Annotated in this window: 13 protein-coding genes; 1 reads left to right on the top strand and 12 read right to left on the bottom strand. The window is 58.6% G+C overall.

Annotated elements, in window-relative coordinates; all coding sequences use genetic code 11:
* Position 1: 1 nt before the first annotated feature.
* The 11 genes from CAG47_RS11025 to CAG47_RS10975 form a co-directional block, all read right to left on the bottom strand.
* Positions 2-4,117 (bottom strand): DUF1592 domain-containing protein, encoded by a 4,116-nt coding sequence (locus CAG47_RS11025; protein ID WP_085724891.1) that lies wholly within the window; start codon positions 4,115-4,117, stop codon positions 2-4.
* A 444-nt stretch (positions 4,118-4,561) separates the two neighbouring features.
* Positions 4,562-6,655 (bottom strand): LTA synthase family protein, encoded by a 2,094-nt coding sequence (locus CAG47_RS11020; protein WP_085724890.1) that lies wholly within the window; start codon positions 6,653-6,655, stop codon positions 4,562-4,564.
* A 338-nt stretch (positions 6,656-6,993) separates the two neighbouring features.
* Positions 6,994-7,599, bottom strand: a complete 606-nt coding sequence (locus CAG47_RS11015) for an START domain-containing protein (RefSeq protein WP_085724889.1) — start codon at positions 7,597-7,599, stop codon at positions 6,994-6,996.
* A 41-nt stretch (positions 7,600-7,640) separates the two neighbouring features.
* A complete protein-coding gene (locus CAG47_RS11010; RefSeq protein WP_085724888.1) occupies positions 7,641-7,895 on the bottom strand; it encodes a YkgJ family cysteine cluster protein in 255 nt (84 codons plus the stop codon).
* Positions 7,896-8,061: 166 nt separating this feature from the next.
* Positions 8,062-8,541 (bottom strand): translation initiation factor 2, encoded by a 480-nt coding sequence (locus tag CAG47_RS11005; protein ID WP_085724887.1) that lies wholly within the window; start codon positions 8,539-8,541, stop codon positions 8,062-8,064.
* 80 nt (positions 8,542-8,621) lie between these two features.
* On the bottom strand, positions 8,622-10,061 hold the full coding sequence (locus CAG47_RS11000; protein ID WP_008050371.1) for a PLP-dependent aminotransferase family protein: 1,440 nt from the start codon (positions 10,059-10,061) through the stop codon (positions 8,622-8,624).
* 201 nt (positions 10,062-10,262) lie between these two features.
* Complete coding sequence (locus tag CAG47_RS10995; protein ID WP_085724886.1) at positions 10,263-11,075, bottom strand: OmpA family protein; 813 nt, start codon at positions 11,073-11,075, stop codon at positions 10,263-10,265.
* Positions 11,072-11,428: a DUF4398 domain-containing protein gene (locus CAG47_RS10990; RefSeq protein ID WP_085724885.1), complete on the bottom strand. Its 357-nt coding sequence runs from the start codon at positions 11,426-11,428 to the stop codon at positions 11,072-11,074. The genes CAG47_RS10995 and CAG47_RS10990 overlap by 4 nt, the downstream gene beginning before the upstream one ends.
* A 9-nt stretch (positions 11,429-11,437) precedes the next feature.
* Positions 11,438-12,265, bottom strand: coding sequence for an ABC transporter substrate-binding protein (locus tag CAG47_RS10985; protein WP_085724884.1), 828 nt, complete (start codon positions 12,263-12,265; stop codon positions 11,438-11,440).
* 202 nt (positions 12,266-12,467) lie between these two features.
* On the bottom strand, positions 12,468-13,397 hold the full coding sequence (locus CAG47_RS10980) for an electron transfer flavoprotein subunit alpha/FixB family protein (protein ID WP_085724883.1): 930 nt from the start codon (positions 13,395-13,397) through the stop codon (positions 12,468-12,470).
* Positions 13,398-14,147 carry an electron transfer flavoprotein subunit beta/FixA family protein gene (locus tag CAG47_RS10975; protein WP_085724882.1) on the bottom strand — a complete coding sequence of 250 codons (750 nt, stop codon included), beginning with the start codon at positions 14,145-14,147 and terminating at the stop codon, positions 13,398-13,400. It abuts the gene before it with no gap.
* Between the two features lie 548 nt (positions 14,148-14,695).
* Here CAG47_RS10975 and CAG47_RS10970 point away from each other — a divergent pair.
* Positions 14,696-16,360, top strand: a complete 1,665-nt coding sequence (locus CAG47_RS10970) for an electron transfer flavoprotein-ubiquinone oxidoreductase (protein WP_085724881.1) — start codon at positions 14,696-14,698, stop codon at positions 16,358-16,360.
* Positions 16,361-16,537: 177 nt separating this feature from the next.
* On the opposite strand, the gene CAG47_RS10965 is transcribed toward CAG47_RS10970, so the two are convergent.
* Positions 16,538-17,341 carry an IclR family transcriptional regulator gene (locus CAG47_RS10965; protein ID WP_085724880.1) on the bottom strand — a complete coding sequence of 268 codons (804 nt, stop codon included), beginning with the start codon at positions 17,339-17,341 and terminating at the stop codon, positions 16,538-16,540.
* Positions 17,342-17,363: the final 22 nt, after the last annotated feature.

The following is a 17,363-nucleotide window of genomic DNA, read 5'->3' as shown; positions in this document are numbered from 1 at the left end:
ATCAGTTCCTCTCGGTCTTGTAGGTGAACGCCTTGGAGGTGCCCAGAGTTCGCAACATCTCTGCCAGGGACCCTGAGTTTTTCAAACCATCGGCAATCGCTTTCACGGTCCCCGAGGTCGAGGCATCGGATTTGCTGCCGAATACAAACCGGAAGTAGCTGTCGGCCATGCAGAACTGAGACGCCGGATGGCGTGGAATGATTCGGGCAATATCCCGAACGTCGTTGATGTGCTCGGTTCCGGTCGAAGTGATAAACGGACCGGAGGCGTCGATCGGCAAAATTTGTGGATACAGGTTGTAGTTGTAGGCGTTTTCCATGGTCCGATAACGGCCGGCCGCATCGTAGTTCTGCAACGCCGCCCCGGTGTCATTCATGAATTGATGGCACTGCCAGCAAGCCCCATTCGAAGCATGTTCACCGTTTACCAGATCCCAGTATTCACGGGTGGTGATTGCCCGGGCCGGAAACGTAGGGCCGTCAGGCTCGGGCTCCACCGGGGCACCGAATTCACGGCAGAACATCTGTTCACGCACCATGATTCCGCGCTTGACCAATGAGGTGCTCACCAGATCCGACGTGGCAGCCTGAGTCAGCCCCAGATGCAACAACCCTCCCCGTTTTTCGTTCACCGCGACCTTTTGCATCGTGCTGCCCGTGACACCGCTGATTCCATAATGCGCGGCCAGGTCCTGATTCAAATAGGTGTAACCCGGGTTGAACATCTCGTTCAGGGTTCCCGAACTCAGCAACAGGTTTTTGCTCAGCAAATACTGCTCCTGGGCCATGAGTTCGATCATGTGTTTGCTCAGCCCCGGTTTTTCCTGCACACCGCGGGCGGTTTTGACGTAGTAGCTGACGAATCGGTTGAACTGCTCGATACCGCGATCCGTTTGCATCATTCGCTCGATTTCCGCAGAGATCTGCTGTGAGGTCCGCAGTTCGTTACGCTGTGCCTTGGCCAGCAGTTGAACATCCGGAGTCGTGCCCGAGAATGCGTAAGAGAGTGCTGTCGCGACCTCGAACGGCGTTAACTCGTACACGTTGTTTGCCGTCGCCGCTCCCAGTTCAGAGCGATAGAGGAAGTTCGGCGACATCATCAGAGCGGTGATTACAGCCGGCGCCCCTTGCTCGTCGAGGATTTTCTGGTAACGCAACCGCTCGGCGTCAGTCACGGGCCGTCGGAACAACTGATAACCCAGGGAGGTGACCAGGTCGGTGCCCATCCTGGAGGTTGCCAGCGCGCTCAACCGCGATGGCGAAACCTTTTCTGCCACCGACAATGCCATGTCGTAGAACAGTTTGACGTCCTCTGCCTGCAGAACGCCCATGTTCGCCTCCCCTGGATACTTGAAGTCTTTTTCGGACTTGTCGGCCGGCAGCTTCTCGGGATTGACTTCGACACCCAGGATGTCCCGGACGGTGGCGGCATACTCAGTGGGTGTCAGCAATCGCAACTGCCGCACGCCATAGGATTCGCCCTGATCCAGGTAAGGTTTCCAGACGACGTCGAACAAGTGATTACTGATTTCAGTCGCGCAGGTGGTGTCGCAATGCCCTGAAACCGGCATCGTCTTGATTTGATTAACCAACGCCTCCCGCCCCGCGACGCTCCAGAGCAAGGCCTTGCTGGCACTATTGAAGTACTCGACCGCATGACACTTGGTGCAGGCCCCCGCCAGAACCGTTTCGCCCAGGCTCTCGACATGTTGGTAAGTGATGAGGGGGAGCTGCCGGTCCTGACTGGACTCATCGATCACCACCGACTCCAGTTCCGGCGCCGGTTTTTCCTTCGAGTAAAACGGGTAGATAACCTTGTACTTGCCATAGTCGAGGAGCTGCGTCGCAGTCCCGCCCCATGGAATGTTTATGACCTGTGGTTCGGCATTGCTCCGGGACTCATTGACCAGGCTGATGTGCCATTGGGCATCGGTGACTGAAGCAGGCCTGGCCGGTGCCTGGATCGTGATCTTGACTTCAAGCTTGATCGGCCGCTCGCGGTAACCCGTGGTGATGGTATGAGTCTTGTTGGTTTCCGATAGCGTGAAGGATGTGTTGCGCACCTCGGGAATCCAGTTTTTTACATCATTGAGCCGCAACTGATACTCACCATACGCCAGCCCTTTCAGAACCAGCGGAGACTTACTGTTCAACGCATTCCATGACATTTGCACCAGCCGGCTATTGCCGTCGGGGGCAATCAAATAACCGCTGACCATCTCGTTTTCCAGGCCGGGGGGTGACAGCATGGGACGCAACGTCAATTCGGTCTGCGGCAGTCCGGTGGCGTCATAGCGCACGCGATAGATGACCCCGGCGACGTCGTCGCTGATCAACAGGCTGCCATCGGCCAATTCAAGAAACTCGACGGGGCGCCCAATGCACGAGTTGTCCAGGCAATAGACATCAAATCGATCCGGGTCCTGCACAAATCCATTGATCAGCGGGATCTGGTTGACCACGCGCGTCCCCCCCTGGATGGTCAACATTTGTATGTCCATGCCTGGACGGGCGGTGGAGCCCGCGCCGTGCACGGCGACCAGCAATTGCTGGGTATCGGCAGTGGCCGGGTAACCTGACCAGAACTTGACCCCGAGCGGCGCCGTGTTGGTACCCGACTCAAAAGCTGCCGGCACATAATCGGCAGGGTCGATCTGCTCGAGCGACTTGTCGGACACAATGGCACCGGGCACCAGCGGTGGCTGGATCACACCCGGGTTCAGGTACTCTTCCTGGGTGAATCCGGGCGTGTCCCTGCCAAACCGATAAGGCACACCAAAATGCAACCCGGGGCCCCGAATTACGTTGACCTCGTCAGGGTTGGGGAAGCCTTGGCGATTATTGTCGCTGAACCATATTTTGCCGTCCTTGGGGTTCCAGTCGAAGCCGACCGAGTTACGTACCCCCGAGGCCAGAATCTCGGACGCCCCCGTTTCCAGGGAGTAGCGCAGGACCGTCCCATAGCGCTTGTCGGCAGGGATCATGCACAAGTTGCACGGAATGCCGACGGCCGTATAAAGCCATTTGTCCGATGGATCGACTGGATTGAAGCGCAAGGGGTGTTTCATGTGCCAGATGCGAGTGTTCGAACCGGACGACAGCGGGGGCAAGGGAAACAAGTTATCGTCTGCCGGAAATCTGAAAACCAGTTCGGGTTTCGGGTCTTTGTAATGATCGTCCGCGTTACGCAAGCGATACAGACCACCCGTGGTCGAGTAATACAGATCACCGTCGCGATACGCGACGCCGTGAGGCTCTTCCAGACCGCTGGCAATGACGTGAATGCCCGTCGGTTTACCCGCCCCATCCAGCGGCAACGCGTAAATCATGTCGCCGATTTTTCCGTCATAGACGTACGAAGGGATCGCGCTGGAGCCGACATACAAGACGTTCTTGCCCATGGCCATCTGCCTGGGTTGAACAAGACCCTGGGCAAACAGCTCGATTTTTATCCCCGGCAAACCACTGAGCTTGCTCACATCCACCGGTGGACGATACTTCACCGTCACGGCTTGCTCCGCCCCTTGCGCCTCCTTGAACGAAACAATGCGCGGGGTGTTCAGCGGGATGTATCCATCTGCGCTGTTCATCACCAGTTGGTAGTCGCAGGCTTTCAGATTATCGAGGTGGATCGTTTCGCTGGCCTTCGCGCTGATCGAAATCTCTTCAGCCTTGCAGCGCAAAGTCCCGGTGACCATCTGATCAGCGCGAGCGACACCGGGCACCGCCGGTTTCAGCGGAGCTTTGCCGCTGAGGGTGGAAAAGCTCAGCGTCAGGCGATTGCCCTCGAAGCCACCACATTCACCGAGCGCCTTCCACGCGTCTTTCCAGTGGTTGGTTGGAAGGAGTGGCTCATAGGCCGGTTGCCGGCACCATTGCCAACTGCCGACACCAAGCGGTGCCTCGTCATCTTTCCAGCATTCAAACTGCTGGCCGGCGTGCTGTACCTGTTGCCCTTGTTCATAGGGCGTATCCTTCGCATAAGCGGGTGCGGTACAGGACTGAGGCGACGGAGCTGACTCAGATGTTCCGGTGTTCACCGCTAAAGCGATGACAGCGGCCACCACCACCAGACACGCAAGCCACAACAAACGAAGCACACCGACAGACTTGTTCATGAAGCGAGCCTCACTCGTCAGCCAAGTGTTTCAACACATCGGACAAAACTGCAGATTCAATGTCCTGCGGCGAACCACCTGAACCGAAGTGGCAGGCCAGAAAGAGCCAATGCCAACCCCGGCGTTTTTATTGGAATGTCTTCCAATGCGGTTCCACTGCATGACCAAGACATGGCACGAATGCCATAGAGACAGGAACAGACAGACACTCATCCTTGCAACACTGCCCGCTCTCAACGTTGCTGTTGCAATCGCTGGATCAGATACACGAGCACCTGTATGAAATCCCTCAAACCCAAGGGTGTCTACTGTCAAAGTTGACAGATATGACCCTCGGCTGCGGTAAATCGCCACCCGGCAGGCACAAAAAATCCGATGCCTGTACAGGCATCGGATTCTGATTTTTTGTTGCCTGAAATCAGGCAACAAGAGCTGACGCAATCCTTAGTCCGGCTTGCCGTCGGTCACTCCGGCCGTATTGTCCAGCAGGCTCTTGGTTGCCGTTTGCAGGAACGATTCGAGCTTGAGTTTCAACTCGGCGGTACGCGGTGCATCAGCGATGATTTCGGCGCGAGGGTTGGCACCCAACTCATACTGATACAGCTTCGGCGCCATGTCCTTGTCCTTCGGCAAGACCAGAATCTGGTCGGCGGTGAGGATAGCCGTCGTCTGCTCGCTGCCCGATGGCTTGATCACCCCGATGCCGGCGTCGCCTTCCGGCAGGTTGAGCAGGTCGCGCCCCCAGCACTGATGACGCACTTCGCCACCGAGGCGGCCCATGATGGTCGGCACGATGTCGATCTGAGTGCCCACCGTGTGGTCACGCTGGCCGAACTTTTCCTGGATACCCGGCGCGATCATCAGCATCGGCACGTTGAAGCGGCCCAGGTCCATTTCGGTGATCTGCTGTTCGTTACCAAAGCCGTGGTCACCGACGATGACAAACAGGGTTTCCTTGAAGTACGGCTCCTTGCGGGCCTTTTCAAAGAACTGGCCCAGTGCCCAGTCCGCGTAACGCATGGCGGTCAGGTGTTCGTTCAGGCTGCCACGATTGGTCACGCGCTCGACCGGCAATGGCGTCGGCAAGGCGTAAGGCGTGTGGTTGGACAGGGTTTGCAGCAAGGCATAGAACGGCTTGCCGTTTTCCCGTGCCTTGAGCTCGACCAGGCCACGGTCGAACATGTCCTGGTCAGACACGCCCCAGGTCGGATCGGAGAACACCGGATTCACGAAATCGTTACGGCCGATGAAGTTGGTCATGCCCTGGTTGCTGAAGAAACCCGACTGGTTGTCCCAGGCGAAATCGCCGTTGTAGACATACACGTCGTCGAAGTCACGGGTACTGAGCAACTGCGGCAAACCGGACAGCTTGTGGCTGCCTTCCGGGGTCTGCATCAGGTATTCGAAACCCGGCAGGTTCGGGAAGCAGGCCATGGTGGCGAACATGCCCTGGTGGGTATGGGTACCGTTGGAGAAGAAGCGATCGAACAGCAAGCCTTCCTTCGACAGTTTGTCGAGGTACGGCGTGATGTTGCCCGGCCCGCCCAGCGCACCCACCGAGTGACCGGCCATGCTTTCCATCAGGATCACAACGACGTTCTTGATCGGCAGGGTCTTGTCGGCTGGCGGAGTGTAATCGCGACGTACCGCCGCGATGTCGGCATCCACCAGTTTGTCGGCCGGCACCACCAGCATGTCACGCACGACTTGCTGGGCTTGTGGCTGTGGCAGGGTCGCTTTCCAGATATTGTCGCGATCCTCGGACATCCGGCTCTTGGCTGCCGCTACCAGTGACAGGGTGCCGTTGAGGCCCAATTGGTTGGCGAAGTTCGAGTCGGTGGTATAGACGTCACCCCAACGCAGCGGTGGGCCCTGACGCAGGGTGCCGCGCGCGGCGACCACGCAGATCAGCAAGCACACCACGAATACCGCGATACGCGCATACCACGGAGCAATCTGGCGCGTGCCGATGCTGCCGCCACTGAAAGGGCCACGAGGGCGGGTCGCACGGTCCGCGCCCTTGAAGGCGAGGCTCAGGATCCAGGTGCCCACGGCCCATGCCAGCAGGTAGCGGACCACCGGAAAACCGTACCAGAGCATGCTCATCACGGTCTTCGGATCTTCCTTGACGTACTGGAAGACCAGGCCGTTGAGGCGCTGGTGGAACTCGCGATAGAAGTCCATTTCCATCAGGCCCAGGAACAGCGCAATGCTCGAGACGATCGTCAGCCAGAGGCGGAACAGCCCGCGTGCCGCCATGGCCCGGGCGCTGAACAATGCCAGCAGCAACGGAATACTGAGATAGACCACCAGGCGCAGGTCGAAACGCAGACCGTTGGCGAATGCCTCGAGGAAGGTCGAGGCCGGTGTGTCGAGGATCATCGAGCGGTTGTAAACCAGCAGCGCGACGCGCAGCAGGCTGAACATGACCATCATGACCAGGGCACACAACAGCGTGTAGGCCAGATGCGATTTGACGGTCGGTTGCAGCAGGCGACTGGTAGCTCGCTGCTGATTCAGGGCGTCCGGGATTGCCATGTCGTTTTAGGACCCATTGGAAGTTGAAGTTTCAAAAATACAGCTGCGCCTTGCCCTCTTTTCGGCCCGTACAAGGCCTGGGGTTTGCGCGGTGCGCAAATGTTGCACGATCGACGGCAGCATTGCCATTGATTACTACCCTCATCACGACTGTTTCATCCTGCACTCAGGAATAGGCTGCGCACTGCGGGAAAGCCGGCGAATTGTCTTGGAAATCGGGTGAAAATTTCGTGCAACGCATATTCGGAAACAAATTAAAGCGTCTTGCCCCTGTCAAAAACGCAAACGCCCCGAAACGGTCGGGGCGCTGCGAAGTCACCTTGAAAGCACCATGCGGATTACTTCTCGGCGCGCTCCTTGAGGGCTTTCAGGGTATTGAACGGGGCATCCACCACGAACTTGTTGGCCACCATCGATGGCACGCTGCCGCCCGGTTCGGTATGCACCTGATAGGTCACTTCGATCTGGTCACCCTTGGGTACGAACTTCCAGAATCCCTCGACCTTGGCGACCCGGACGAAACCTTTTTCTTCAGGAATGTATTTCGGTACGCCTTCGAGCTTGCGGGTCACGCTGCCATCGGCACCTTCGGTGGTAGTGACATGCAGCACGGAATCACGCGGAGTAACCGGCCACGGGGTATTGAACTGAGTGTAGGTCCAGCTCTGGTCACCTTCGTGCTTGAGCAGCTTCTGGGTCTTGCATTCGTGGATCCAGGCGCAGGCTCCGGACACGTCATCCTGCAGCGCACGCAACTTGGCCATGGTGGTTTTCATCAGCGTGACGCCCTGGTAGGCCTTGTAGTCGGACCCGGCCACTTCGCTCAGGGAGACCTTGATACCGTCTTCGTCTTTTTTGACTTTCCAGTCTTCGGCCTGGGCCGTCGAGGTAGCCAGCACAACCGTCAAACCACACAGCACAGCCAAACGATGCAGCGAACCCATAGTCTTGTTCCTTATTGTTGAAGTTCCGTTCGTTGTACACATCATGCAGCCGTCATTTGCTCCCACCAGCCAATCAACCGGATGGCCTCTTCGCTGCTGCTTCCGCATACCTCGGGGTCGGCCGCGAAGGCAGAACACACCGCAGGCCGTTCCGGCTGACCGAAAATGCTGCACAGGTTATCCGGGGAAAGTTGCAGGCAACGCTGCCCCGCGGCCTTGCCGTTGGGCATACCGGGAATCGGTGAACTGATGGAAGGGGCAATGCAGCACGCGCCACAGCCCTCACGGCATTTCATGACGACAAGCTCCTCGCGACGAGCGATGTGTAAAAGGACGGGGCACAGAGTACCCGCTAAAACAGTTGTTTTAAATTACCTGCGAGCGGGTTTTTCAGTGCAAACGAGCATGACCGGCGAGTCTCCGACAAAGCGTCTGTTCTGCGGCTCGCGGATCGGGACCAGGTTACTGCTTGAACTCGAAATCCAGTGCCGCGCCTTCGACCTCGTGGCGCTCTTCATTTCGCAGCTGCAGTTGCATTTCATTGCTGAGCAGGCGGCCGTTGAGCTGGAACGGGCTGCTGCCGCTTTTGTCACCGAACATCTGCGGCAACAGCGGTTCACGCCTGGTCAACGGCACCGTTCCGACCGGCTTCAGCTCCTGAACCATGTCCTTGGGCAAGCTCAGGTCCAGCTTGGCGGATGGCAGCTCAGTCTTTACCACTTCACTGGCCGGTTTCGATTTGGAGGCAATGGGCTGACGCTTTTTCACGGGCGTCGCCGATTTTTTGGGCGCCGAGGACTTTTCCACGGGTTCGGGTTCTGTCGGTGCGACGTGGAAACTGCCGGTAGCCTGCTCCTGCTCGGTGGCGGCAACGGCAGGTGCTGGCTGAGTACTCATGAACAGACAGAGCAAAAGCCAGGCGGCAGGAAAGATCGGTTTCATGTATCCCACGGTGGGTGCAAGCGGCAGAGGTGCATATGCTCGCCTGTTGCTGCCCACAAGACAAGCGCAGTAGCAGTCTGTTACAAACCGCCCGCCATCTCCTGGCAGAGTTGGGTGGCCAGCATGCCCAACGTCATCAACGCACGCTCGGCTTCACGATTCCAGGGAATGCCGCAATTGAGACGAATGCAGTGATTGAACTGCTCGGTGTTACTGAAGATCAGTCCCGGCGCAATACTGATGCCTTGCTGCAATGCTCGCACATGCAACTCCTGGGTATTGACCCGTCCCGGCAGACTGACCCACAAAATGAAGCCACCGGTAGGCCGGGTCATCTGCGTGCCTTCCGGGAAATACTGCTGCACGGCCAGTTGGAAGGCGCTGAGGTTTTTCCGGTACTCCTGACGGATGAAACGCAAATGCCGGTCGTACCCGCCATTCTCCAGATAAGCGGCAATGCCCATCTGGGTCACGCTGCACGCCGAATGCGTGCTGAAGGTCTGCAAGCGCTGGATTTCCTGCTGGTACTTGCCGGCAATCATCCAGCCGATCCGCACCCCAGGCGAGAGGGTCTTGGAGAAGCTTGAACAATAGATCACCCGGTCCAGCCGATCGTAGGCCTTCAGGGACTTGGTGCGCCCCTGCTCGAACATCAGTTCACCGTAGATATCGTCTTCGACAATCTGGATATCGAAGTCCGACGCCAGGCGCAGCAGTTGTTTCTGCCGCTCTTCAGGCATGGTGCCGCCCAAAGGGTTACTCAGTCGGGTGGTCAGCACCAACGCCTTGATCGACCATTGGTTGGCCGCCAGTTGCAGGGCTTCCAGACTCATGCCGGTGGCGGGATCGCTGGGGATTTCGATGACCTTGAGGCCCAACAGGTCGGCCAGTTGCAGCAACCCGTAATAAGTCGGCGATTCGGCGGCGATCAGATCGCCGGGACGGGTCAATACACGCAAGGACATCTGCAGCGCATCGACGCAGCCGTGGGTAATCACCACTTCCGACGGATCGACCACCACGCCGGCATCGCGCATGCGGATCGCCACCTGTCGGCGCAACGGTTCGAAACCGGGGCTGAACATGTAGCTGAAGGCCCGCGGGCTATGGAAACGGGTGACCTTGGCCAATTGCTGATGCAGTGCCCGTACCGGCAAATAGTCGACGCTCGGCACCGCGGCGCCCAGCGGGAAGACACCTTCACGACGGGATTCGACCAGCACTTGTTGAATGATGCTGCTGCGGGTGACCAGGCCCGGGCGCTCGACCCTGGCGATATCCGGCGTCGGTGCGGTGAGTGCTGGCGTCTGGTGCACGTAGTAGCCCGACTGCGGGCGTGCGCGGATCAGCCCCTGATCTTCGAGATTGGCATACGCCTGCAACACCGTCGCGTGGCTGACATTGAGCTGCGAGCTCATCTTGCGCACCGAAGGCACGCGCTCTCCCGGCTGATAGACCCCACGGCGGATGTCTTCGGCCAGTTGTTGAGCAATACGTTGATAGAGCAAGAGATTGGTCATGACGCAGCACTCGATTTCACGGGCATTTTATTCTTGTGTAAAACAATACCGGAACAGTTTAGAAGTGTACGGGGACAGTTGCCAACATAGTCGACAGTACAGTGCAGTGTCAGCAAAATCTGTACTGTTTTGTGCGGTAATCGCCAGGCATTAAAAAACCCGGCACTGCATGGCAGGCCGGGTTTTCCAGCGACGCAACGCTTAACGGGCGGCGCCGAGCTGGCCCTTTTCGTCGGAAAACACGATTTCTACCCGACGGTTCTGCGCTCGGCCCCGTTCCGACGCATTCGCGTCCACCGGATACTCGTCGCCATAACCTTCGACCTGGATGCGCTTGTCGTCGATACCCAGGTCCATCAGCACGTCAGCCACCGACTGCGCACGGTCGCGGGACAGCTTGAGGTTTTCCTGCTTGCCCCCGGTACTGTCCGTATAACCTTCGATCCGCACCACACGCTTGGGATTGAGTTGCAGGAACTGCACGATCTTCAACACCACACGGTTGGCCGACGGTTTCAATTCCGCTTCGCCCGTATCGAACAGCATGTCGCCCAGGGTCATCACCAGACCGCGGTCGGTCTGAGTAGTGGTCAAGGCCAGGATCTGTTCTTCGAGCCATTTGTCTTGCTGTTGCACACTGAACAGTTTGGATTCGCGCAGTGCCAATTGCAGACGCTGGCGCTCCAGTTCAAGTTTCGCCGCTTGCTCTTCGTTGAGCGCCTGATTGGTGTGTTCCCGGGCAATGGCGCTGTAACGCTGGCTCAGGTAGGCGTAATGCACCACGTCCGAACCGCTGCCCCAATAACTGGACAGGCGATCGGCACGGGCCAGGGACTCACCGGCACGAATCACATCCTTGGGGGCGATGCGCAGCACATTGGAATCTTCCTTGACCTTCTGAAAGTCGGCACTGGCCTGCTGCAACGCGGTCTCGCTGTGCTGGCTGACGCAACCAGTCAGGCTTGCACAGCCTGCCAGGATCAAACCGCCAAGGACTTTGCTCTTTAGGTTCATTGGGCATCTCCCAGTTGCTTGCGCAGGCGGGCGATGCGGTTGTTCAGCACGTTCAACTGTTCTTCGCTCTTGGCCGTCAACACCTTGGCTTCTGCCAGGCGCGCATCGAGCTCGGCCTGTTCGGCCCGCATGCGTGCGTTTTTGAAGGATTGATCGGTCATGTTGCCCTTGGCGCGGTTGAACTTGTCTTCGGCCAGTTTCATTTCCGGCACATCGTCGGCGGTGGCGCCCACGGCCCTGGCTTGTTCGAGCGCCTGTTCGGTCAGGCGAAACTGTTCATTCGGCGCAGGATCGGTTGCACAGCCGGCCAGGGCGGCAATGGCCACGGCAGCGAAAAGAGGTCGAATACTCACTGGATATCCCTACTGTTTTGGGGTACTGACGGGGGGCTGCTGCGGTTGTGAGCGCTGTGCCTTCCAACGCTCGATATTGCGCATCAGCACAGCTTCCGTCAGTCCGGACGCGGGCAATTCTGTCATCTTTTTGGCCAACTGTCCGCGCAACCATGGATCGTTGCAGGCCGAGTCATGGGAAATCGCCAGGTACAGGCCAGGCTTGTCGACCGGTTGCGAGCGCGCGCTCAGATCGCCGGCCATGCCCAGTGTCTGTGCGATCGCCATGCCCGAGTAACGTCCTGCCAGTACAAATTCGACCTCGCCCAACAGCAGTTTCTGAAAGGCCTGGGTCAGGTTGGACGTACGTGCAAGGGTCAGTTGCTGTCCGGCAAAAGTGTCGAACTCTTGAGTCAACCGAGCTTTTTCCGACACGGCTCCGGAATGACCGCGCAAGTCCTGCGCCTGGTTGTAGACCAGAGTCGAGTCCTTGCGGGTCCAGACCAGATAGTCGTTTTCCAGCAAGGGGGGGTGGATGTAATCCAGGGTTTCCAGCTCGCTGACCGTCAACGGCGCGTCCGCCAGCATGTCCATACGCCCGCTGCGCACTTCCTCGAGCGCCTCTGAGCGTTTGCCGGCATAAAGCAGTTCAACCTTGAGCCCCAACTCCCCCGCTACTTGCTGCAGCAAGTCGGCACTGGCACCGATCAGGTGCCTGGGATCCTGCGGGTCTTGCCACAGATACGGTGGCGCGTCCGGGCTACCGGTGACCACCAGGCGCTCGCATTTGCCTGCGGCGACCGTCAATGTCGGCAATAACGCCACCCCCAGCAAACTCCACACAAGGCGCAGATCCATGGCGAAACACTCCACTTGGATATACCACCTGTAGGAGCGAGCATGCTCCGGGCGGCGTTCCGACGATGGTCGTCAACGATAACGCTGGAAGCCTGATGCCCCGCGCTGTTCCTGCGCTCATCGCGAGCATGCTCGCTCCTACAGAAAAGACAAAAAAAAGCCCGACCATAAGGCCGGGCTCTTTATAAGTGAAGCAGCCGGATTAGACCAGCTTCTCCAACTCAGGGATGGCTTCGAACAGGTCAGCCACCAGGCCGTAATCGGCCACCTGGAAGATCGGCGCTTCTTCGTCCTTGTTGATCGCAACGATCACTTTGGAGTCTTTCATGCCGGCCAGGTGCTGGATCGCGCCGGAGATACCGACGGCGATGTACAGCTGTGGAGCAACGATCTTGCCGGTCTGACCGACCTGCATGTCGTTCGGTACGAAACCTGCGTCGACCGCGGCGCGCGAAGCACCCACGGCAGCGCCCAGCTTGTCGGCCAGGGCGTACAGGTGTTTGAAGTTGTCGCCGTTCTGCATGCCGCGGCCGCCGGAAACGACGATCTTGGCAGCGGTCAGTTCCGGACGATCGGACTTGGCCAGCTCTTCGCCAACGAAGCTGGAGATGCCAGCGTTGTGGGCAGCGGCAACGGCTTCAACGGCAGCCGAACCACCTTCAGCGGCAACCGGGTCGAAACCGGTGGCGCGTACGGTGATCACTTTGACCGCGGCGTTCGACTGAACGGTAGCGATGGCGTTACCGGCATAGATCGGACGCTTGAAGGTGTCGGCGCTTTCGACCGAGATGATCTCGGAGATCTGGTCAACGTCCAGGGCAGCGGCAACGCGTGGCAGGATGTTTTTGCCGTTGGAAGTAGCGGCCGCCAGGATGTGGCTGTAGCCCTTGCCCAACTCGGCTACCAGAGGAGCGACGTTTTCCGGCAGCTGGTGCGCGTAAGCCGCGTTGTCAGCGTTCAGGACTTTGCTCACGCCAGCGACTTTCGCAGCGGCTTCAGCCACGGCGCCAGCGCCCTGGCCTGCAACCAGAACGTGGATGTCACCACCGATTTTGGCAGCGGCAGCAACGGTGTTCAGCGTGGCCGGGGCCAGCACTTTGTTGTCGTGTTCAGCAATAACCAAGATAGTCATTTAGATTACCTTCGCTTCGTTTTTCAGTTTCTCGACCAGTTCAGCCACCGACTTGACCTTGATACCCGCGCTGCGTGCAGCAGGCGCTTCGACTTTCAGGGTCTTGTTGGTGGAGGCGGTGGAAACGCCCAAAGCATCCGGAGTCAGCACTTCGAGAGGCTTCTTCTTGGCTTTCATGATGTTTGGCAGAGACGCATAGCGCGGCTCGTTCAAACGCAGGTCGGTGGTGACGATGGCTGGCAGTTTCAGGGAAACCGTCTGCGCGCCGCCGTCGATTTCGCGGGTTACAGCAACGCTGTCGCCACTGATTTCGACTTTCGAAGCGAAAGTGCCCTGACCGTAGCCGCTCAATGCAGCGAGCATCTGGCCGGTCTGGTTGTTGTCGCTGTCGATGGCCTGCTTGCCAAGGATCACCAGCTGAGGCTGTTCCTTGTCGACTACAGCTTTCAACAGCTTGGCAACGGCCAGGGAAGTCAGGTCTTCGGCGTTTTCTACGAGGATGGCGCGGTCGGCACCCAGAGCCAGCGCGGTGCGCAGTTGCTCTTGAGCGGTGGACGGGCCTACGGAGACGACGACGATTTCAGTCGCAACACCTTTCTCTTTCAGGCGTACGGCTTCTTCCACGGCGATTTCGCAGAACGGGTTCATCGACATCTTGACGTTGGCAAGATCGACGCCGGAATTGTCCGCCTTGACGCGAACCTTGACGTTGTAATCCACAACGCGTTTGACAGCTACAAGAACCTTCATGGATTCCTCGTTACTCTCCGGTGAAAAGAAAGTCGCCTAGGCGAACCTGGCGGTTGATGCTCATCGGGCGCAAGGGCACCTCCAAAAACGCCGGCAAACGTGTCAAGTGACCATCGCTCATGATCTCGATGACCGTTCGTCAGTGGTGACTGACGAGTCATTCAACATCGCGACGTGTAGACTGCGCATAAAACCTGCGCAGCGCATCACTCTCCAGTGCCATCGCCCTGTCTTTAGAGGTGCTCTTGAAACCAACAGTCAGCCTACGGCGAGCGCAAAACCGCCCGTATCTTGACCGGAACGCCTATTCCGGTCAATACGCCAAAACAGCCGTTCATAAGGCGCGTGACTTTGATTTCTCTGGCTTTGAGCCAATTCAAACAAACGTTTGTATTGGACGCTGAGAGTGGTGTAGATATAATGCGCCACCCAAAGAGAAAGGTGGTCAATCGATTGTCCGCTCCCGGCGTTGCGCTGGGATTCATGGATGCGACACCCAACCTCCAAATTAGAAAAAAAACTGTTGAGCCTTGAGTAGGAGATAACCTGTGGAACGCGAATACATGGAATTCGACGTTGTCATCGTCGGTGCCGGCCCCGCTGGTCTTTCCGCCGCCTGCCGCTTGAAGCAGAAGGCCGCCGAAGCCGGTAAGGAAATCAGCGTCTGCGTGGTCGAAAAAGGCTCCGAAGTCGGTGCTCACATTCTGTCCGGTGCCGTGTTCGAACCACGCGCCCTGAACGAACTGTTCCCGGACTGGAAAGAACTCGGCGCACCGCTGAACACCCCCGTCACCCGTGACGACATCTTTGTTCTGAAGAACGCTGAAAGCGCGCAGAAAATTCCTGACTTCTTTGTGCCCAAGACCATGCACAACGAAGGCAACTACATCATCTCCCTGGGCAACCTGTGCCGCTGGCTGGCCCAGCAGGCCGAGAACCTGGGCGTGGAAATCTACCCGGGCTTCGCTGCCCAGGAAGCGCTGATCGACGAGAACGGCGTGGTACGCGGGATCATCACCGGTGACCTCGGTGTCGACCGCGAAGGCCATCCAAAGGAAGGCCTGTACACACCGGGCATGGAACTGCGTGGCAAGTACACGCTGTTCGCCGAGGGTTGCCGCGGCCACATCGGCAAGCAGTTGATCAAGCGTTTCAACCTCGACAGCGATGCCGACGCGCAACACTACGGCATCGGCCTGAAAGAAATCTGGGAAGTCGACCCGGCCAAGCACCAGCCTGGCCTGGTGGTACACACCGCCGGCTGGCCGATGGACATCATGGGCACCGAAAACACCGGTGGCTCGTTCCTCTATCACCTGGAAAACAACCAGGTCGTGGTGGGCCTGATCGTCGACCTGTCCTACAGCAACACCTACCTGTCGCCGTTCGATGAGTTCCAGCGCCTCAAGCATCACCCGGTGCTCAAACAGTACCTGGAAGGCGGCAAGCGCATCAGCTACGGTGCCCGCGCCATCTGCAAGGGCGGCCTGAACTCGCTGCCGAAAATGGTCTTCAAGGGCGGCGCACTGATCGGTTGCGACCTCGGCACCCTGAACTTCGCCAAGATCAAAGGCAGCCACACCGCGATGAAGTCCGGCATGCTCGCCGCTGAATCCGTGGCTGACGCACTGTTCGCAGAGAAGGACGGCAGCGAAGAACTGACCACTTACGTCGACGCGTTCAAGAAGAGCTGGCTCTACGAAGAACTGTTCGCCAGCCGCAACTTCGGCCCGGCGATTCACAAGTTCGGCGCCATCGTCGGTGGCGGTTTCAACTGGCTGGACCAGAACATCTTCGGCGGCAAACTGCCGTTCACCTTGCACGACACCAAGCCGGATTACGCCTGCCTGAAGCTGGCGGCCGACTGCAAGAAGATCGACTACCCGAAACCGGACGGCAAGATCAGCTTCGACAAACTGAGCTCGGTGTTCATCTCCGGCACCAACCATGAAGAAGAGCAGCCGTGCCACCTGAAGCTGGCCGACCCAAGCATCCCGCTGGCCAAGAACCTGCCGCTGTACGATGAGCCGGCACAGCGTTACTGCCCGGCCGGCGTATATGAAGTGGTCACCCAGGAAGACGGCGAGAAGCGCTTCCAGATCAACGCCCAGAACTGTGTTCACTGCAAGACCTGCGACATCAAGGACCCTGCACAGAACATCACCTGGGTAACGCCGGAAGGCGCTGGCGGCCCGACTTACCCGAACATGTAAGCCGAACCGCGAACATCAAGGCTCCCGAATGGGGGCCTTTTTGTTGCCCACAAATTAAACAACACCACATAACCAATGTGGGAGCGAGCCTGCTCGCGATAGCGGTGGCCCAGTCGAAATCAATGTTGACTGAAATACCGCTTTCGCGAGCAGGCTCGCTCCTACAGGGTTTTGTGTTTAAACCTTGAGGCCCAACTCCGCCGACAGCCGGGCCGTGACCCCTTTGATCAGGGGAATCAGCTCGGCCATTTTCTCCAGTGGCATGTACGGCACGGTGCTCGCAATGCTGATACCGGCGACGATGCGCTTGCTGGCATCGCGCACCGGCGCGGCCACGCAACGGATCGATGGCTCGTTATCTTCCAGATCGAAGGCATAACCGCCGGCCACGTACTCGACCATGCGCTGCTCGAACTGCTCCCAGGATTGTTCCGGGTGCTGCGGCCAGAACTGGTTTTTCCCACCCACCGGCAGGCTGACTTCGTACAGGCGCTGCCACTCTTGCGGCGAATCATCGAGCATCAGCGCCTTGCCGATCCCGGTGCGCGCCAGCGGCATGCGATGGCCGACCCGCGAACGCATTTCCGGGCCATTGCGCCCCGGATTCTTGTGCAGGTACAGCACCTCGTCGCCTTCACGAATCGCCAGGTGAATGGTGTCGCCGGTCAACGCCGACAACTCATCCAGATACGGCCCGGCCAGGGTTACCAAGGGCAACTCTTCACGCGCCTGAAAGCCCAGTTCAATCAGCTTGGGCCCCAGCAGATAACCGACTTGCGGCACCACCCGCAGATATCGCTCGTCCACCAGGCAGCTGGCCAGGCGATGGGTGGTGCTGCGCGTGGTGCCGATCTGCCGGGCGATTTCCTTGAGATCGCGGGCACCGCTGGCCACGGCATGAACCACACCCAACCCGCGAAGCAGGGTCTGGGTGCCGGTCGGTGCGGCGTCCTTGGCGATTTTTGGGGCGTCTTCCTGCATATCCAGCCTTTACCGTTGAGCG

The sequence above is a fragment of the Pseudomonas sp. R37(2017) genome (genome assembly GCF_002113375.1).
GTDB lineage: Bacteria > Pseudomonadota > Gammaproteobacteria > Pseudomonadales > Pseudomonadaceae > Aquipseudomonas.
This window is presented reverse-complemented; position numbering and strand designations above follow the sequence as displayed.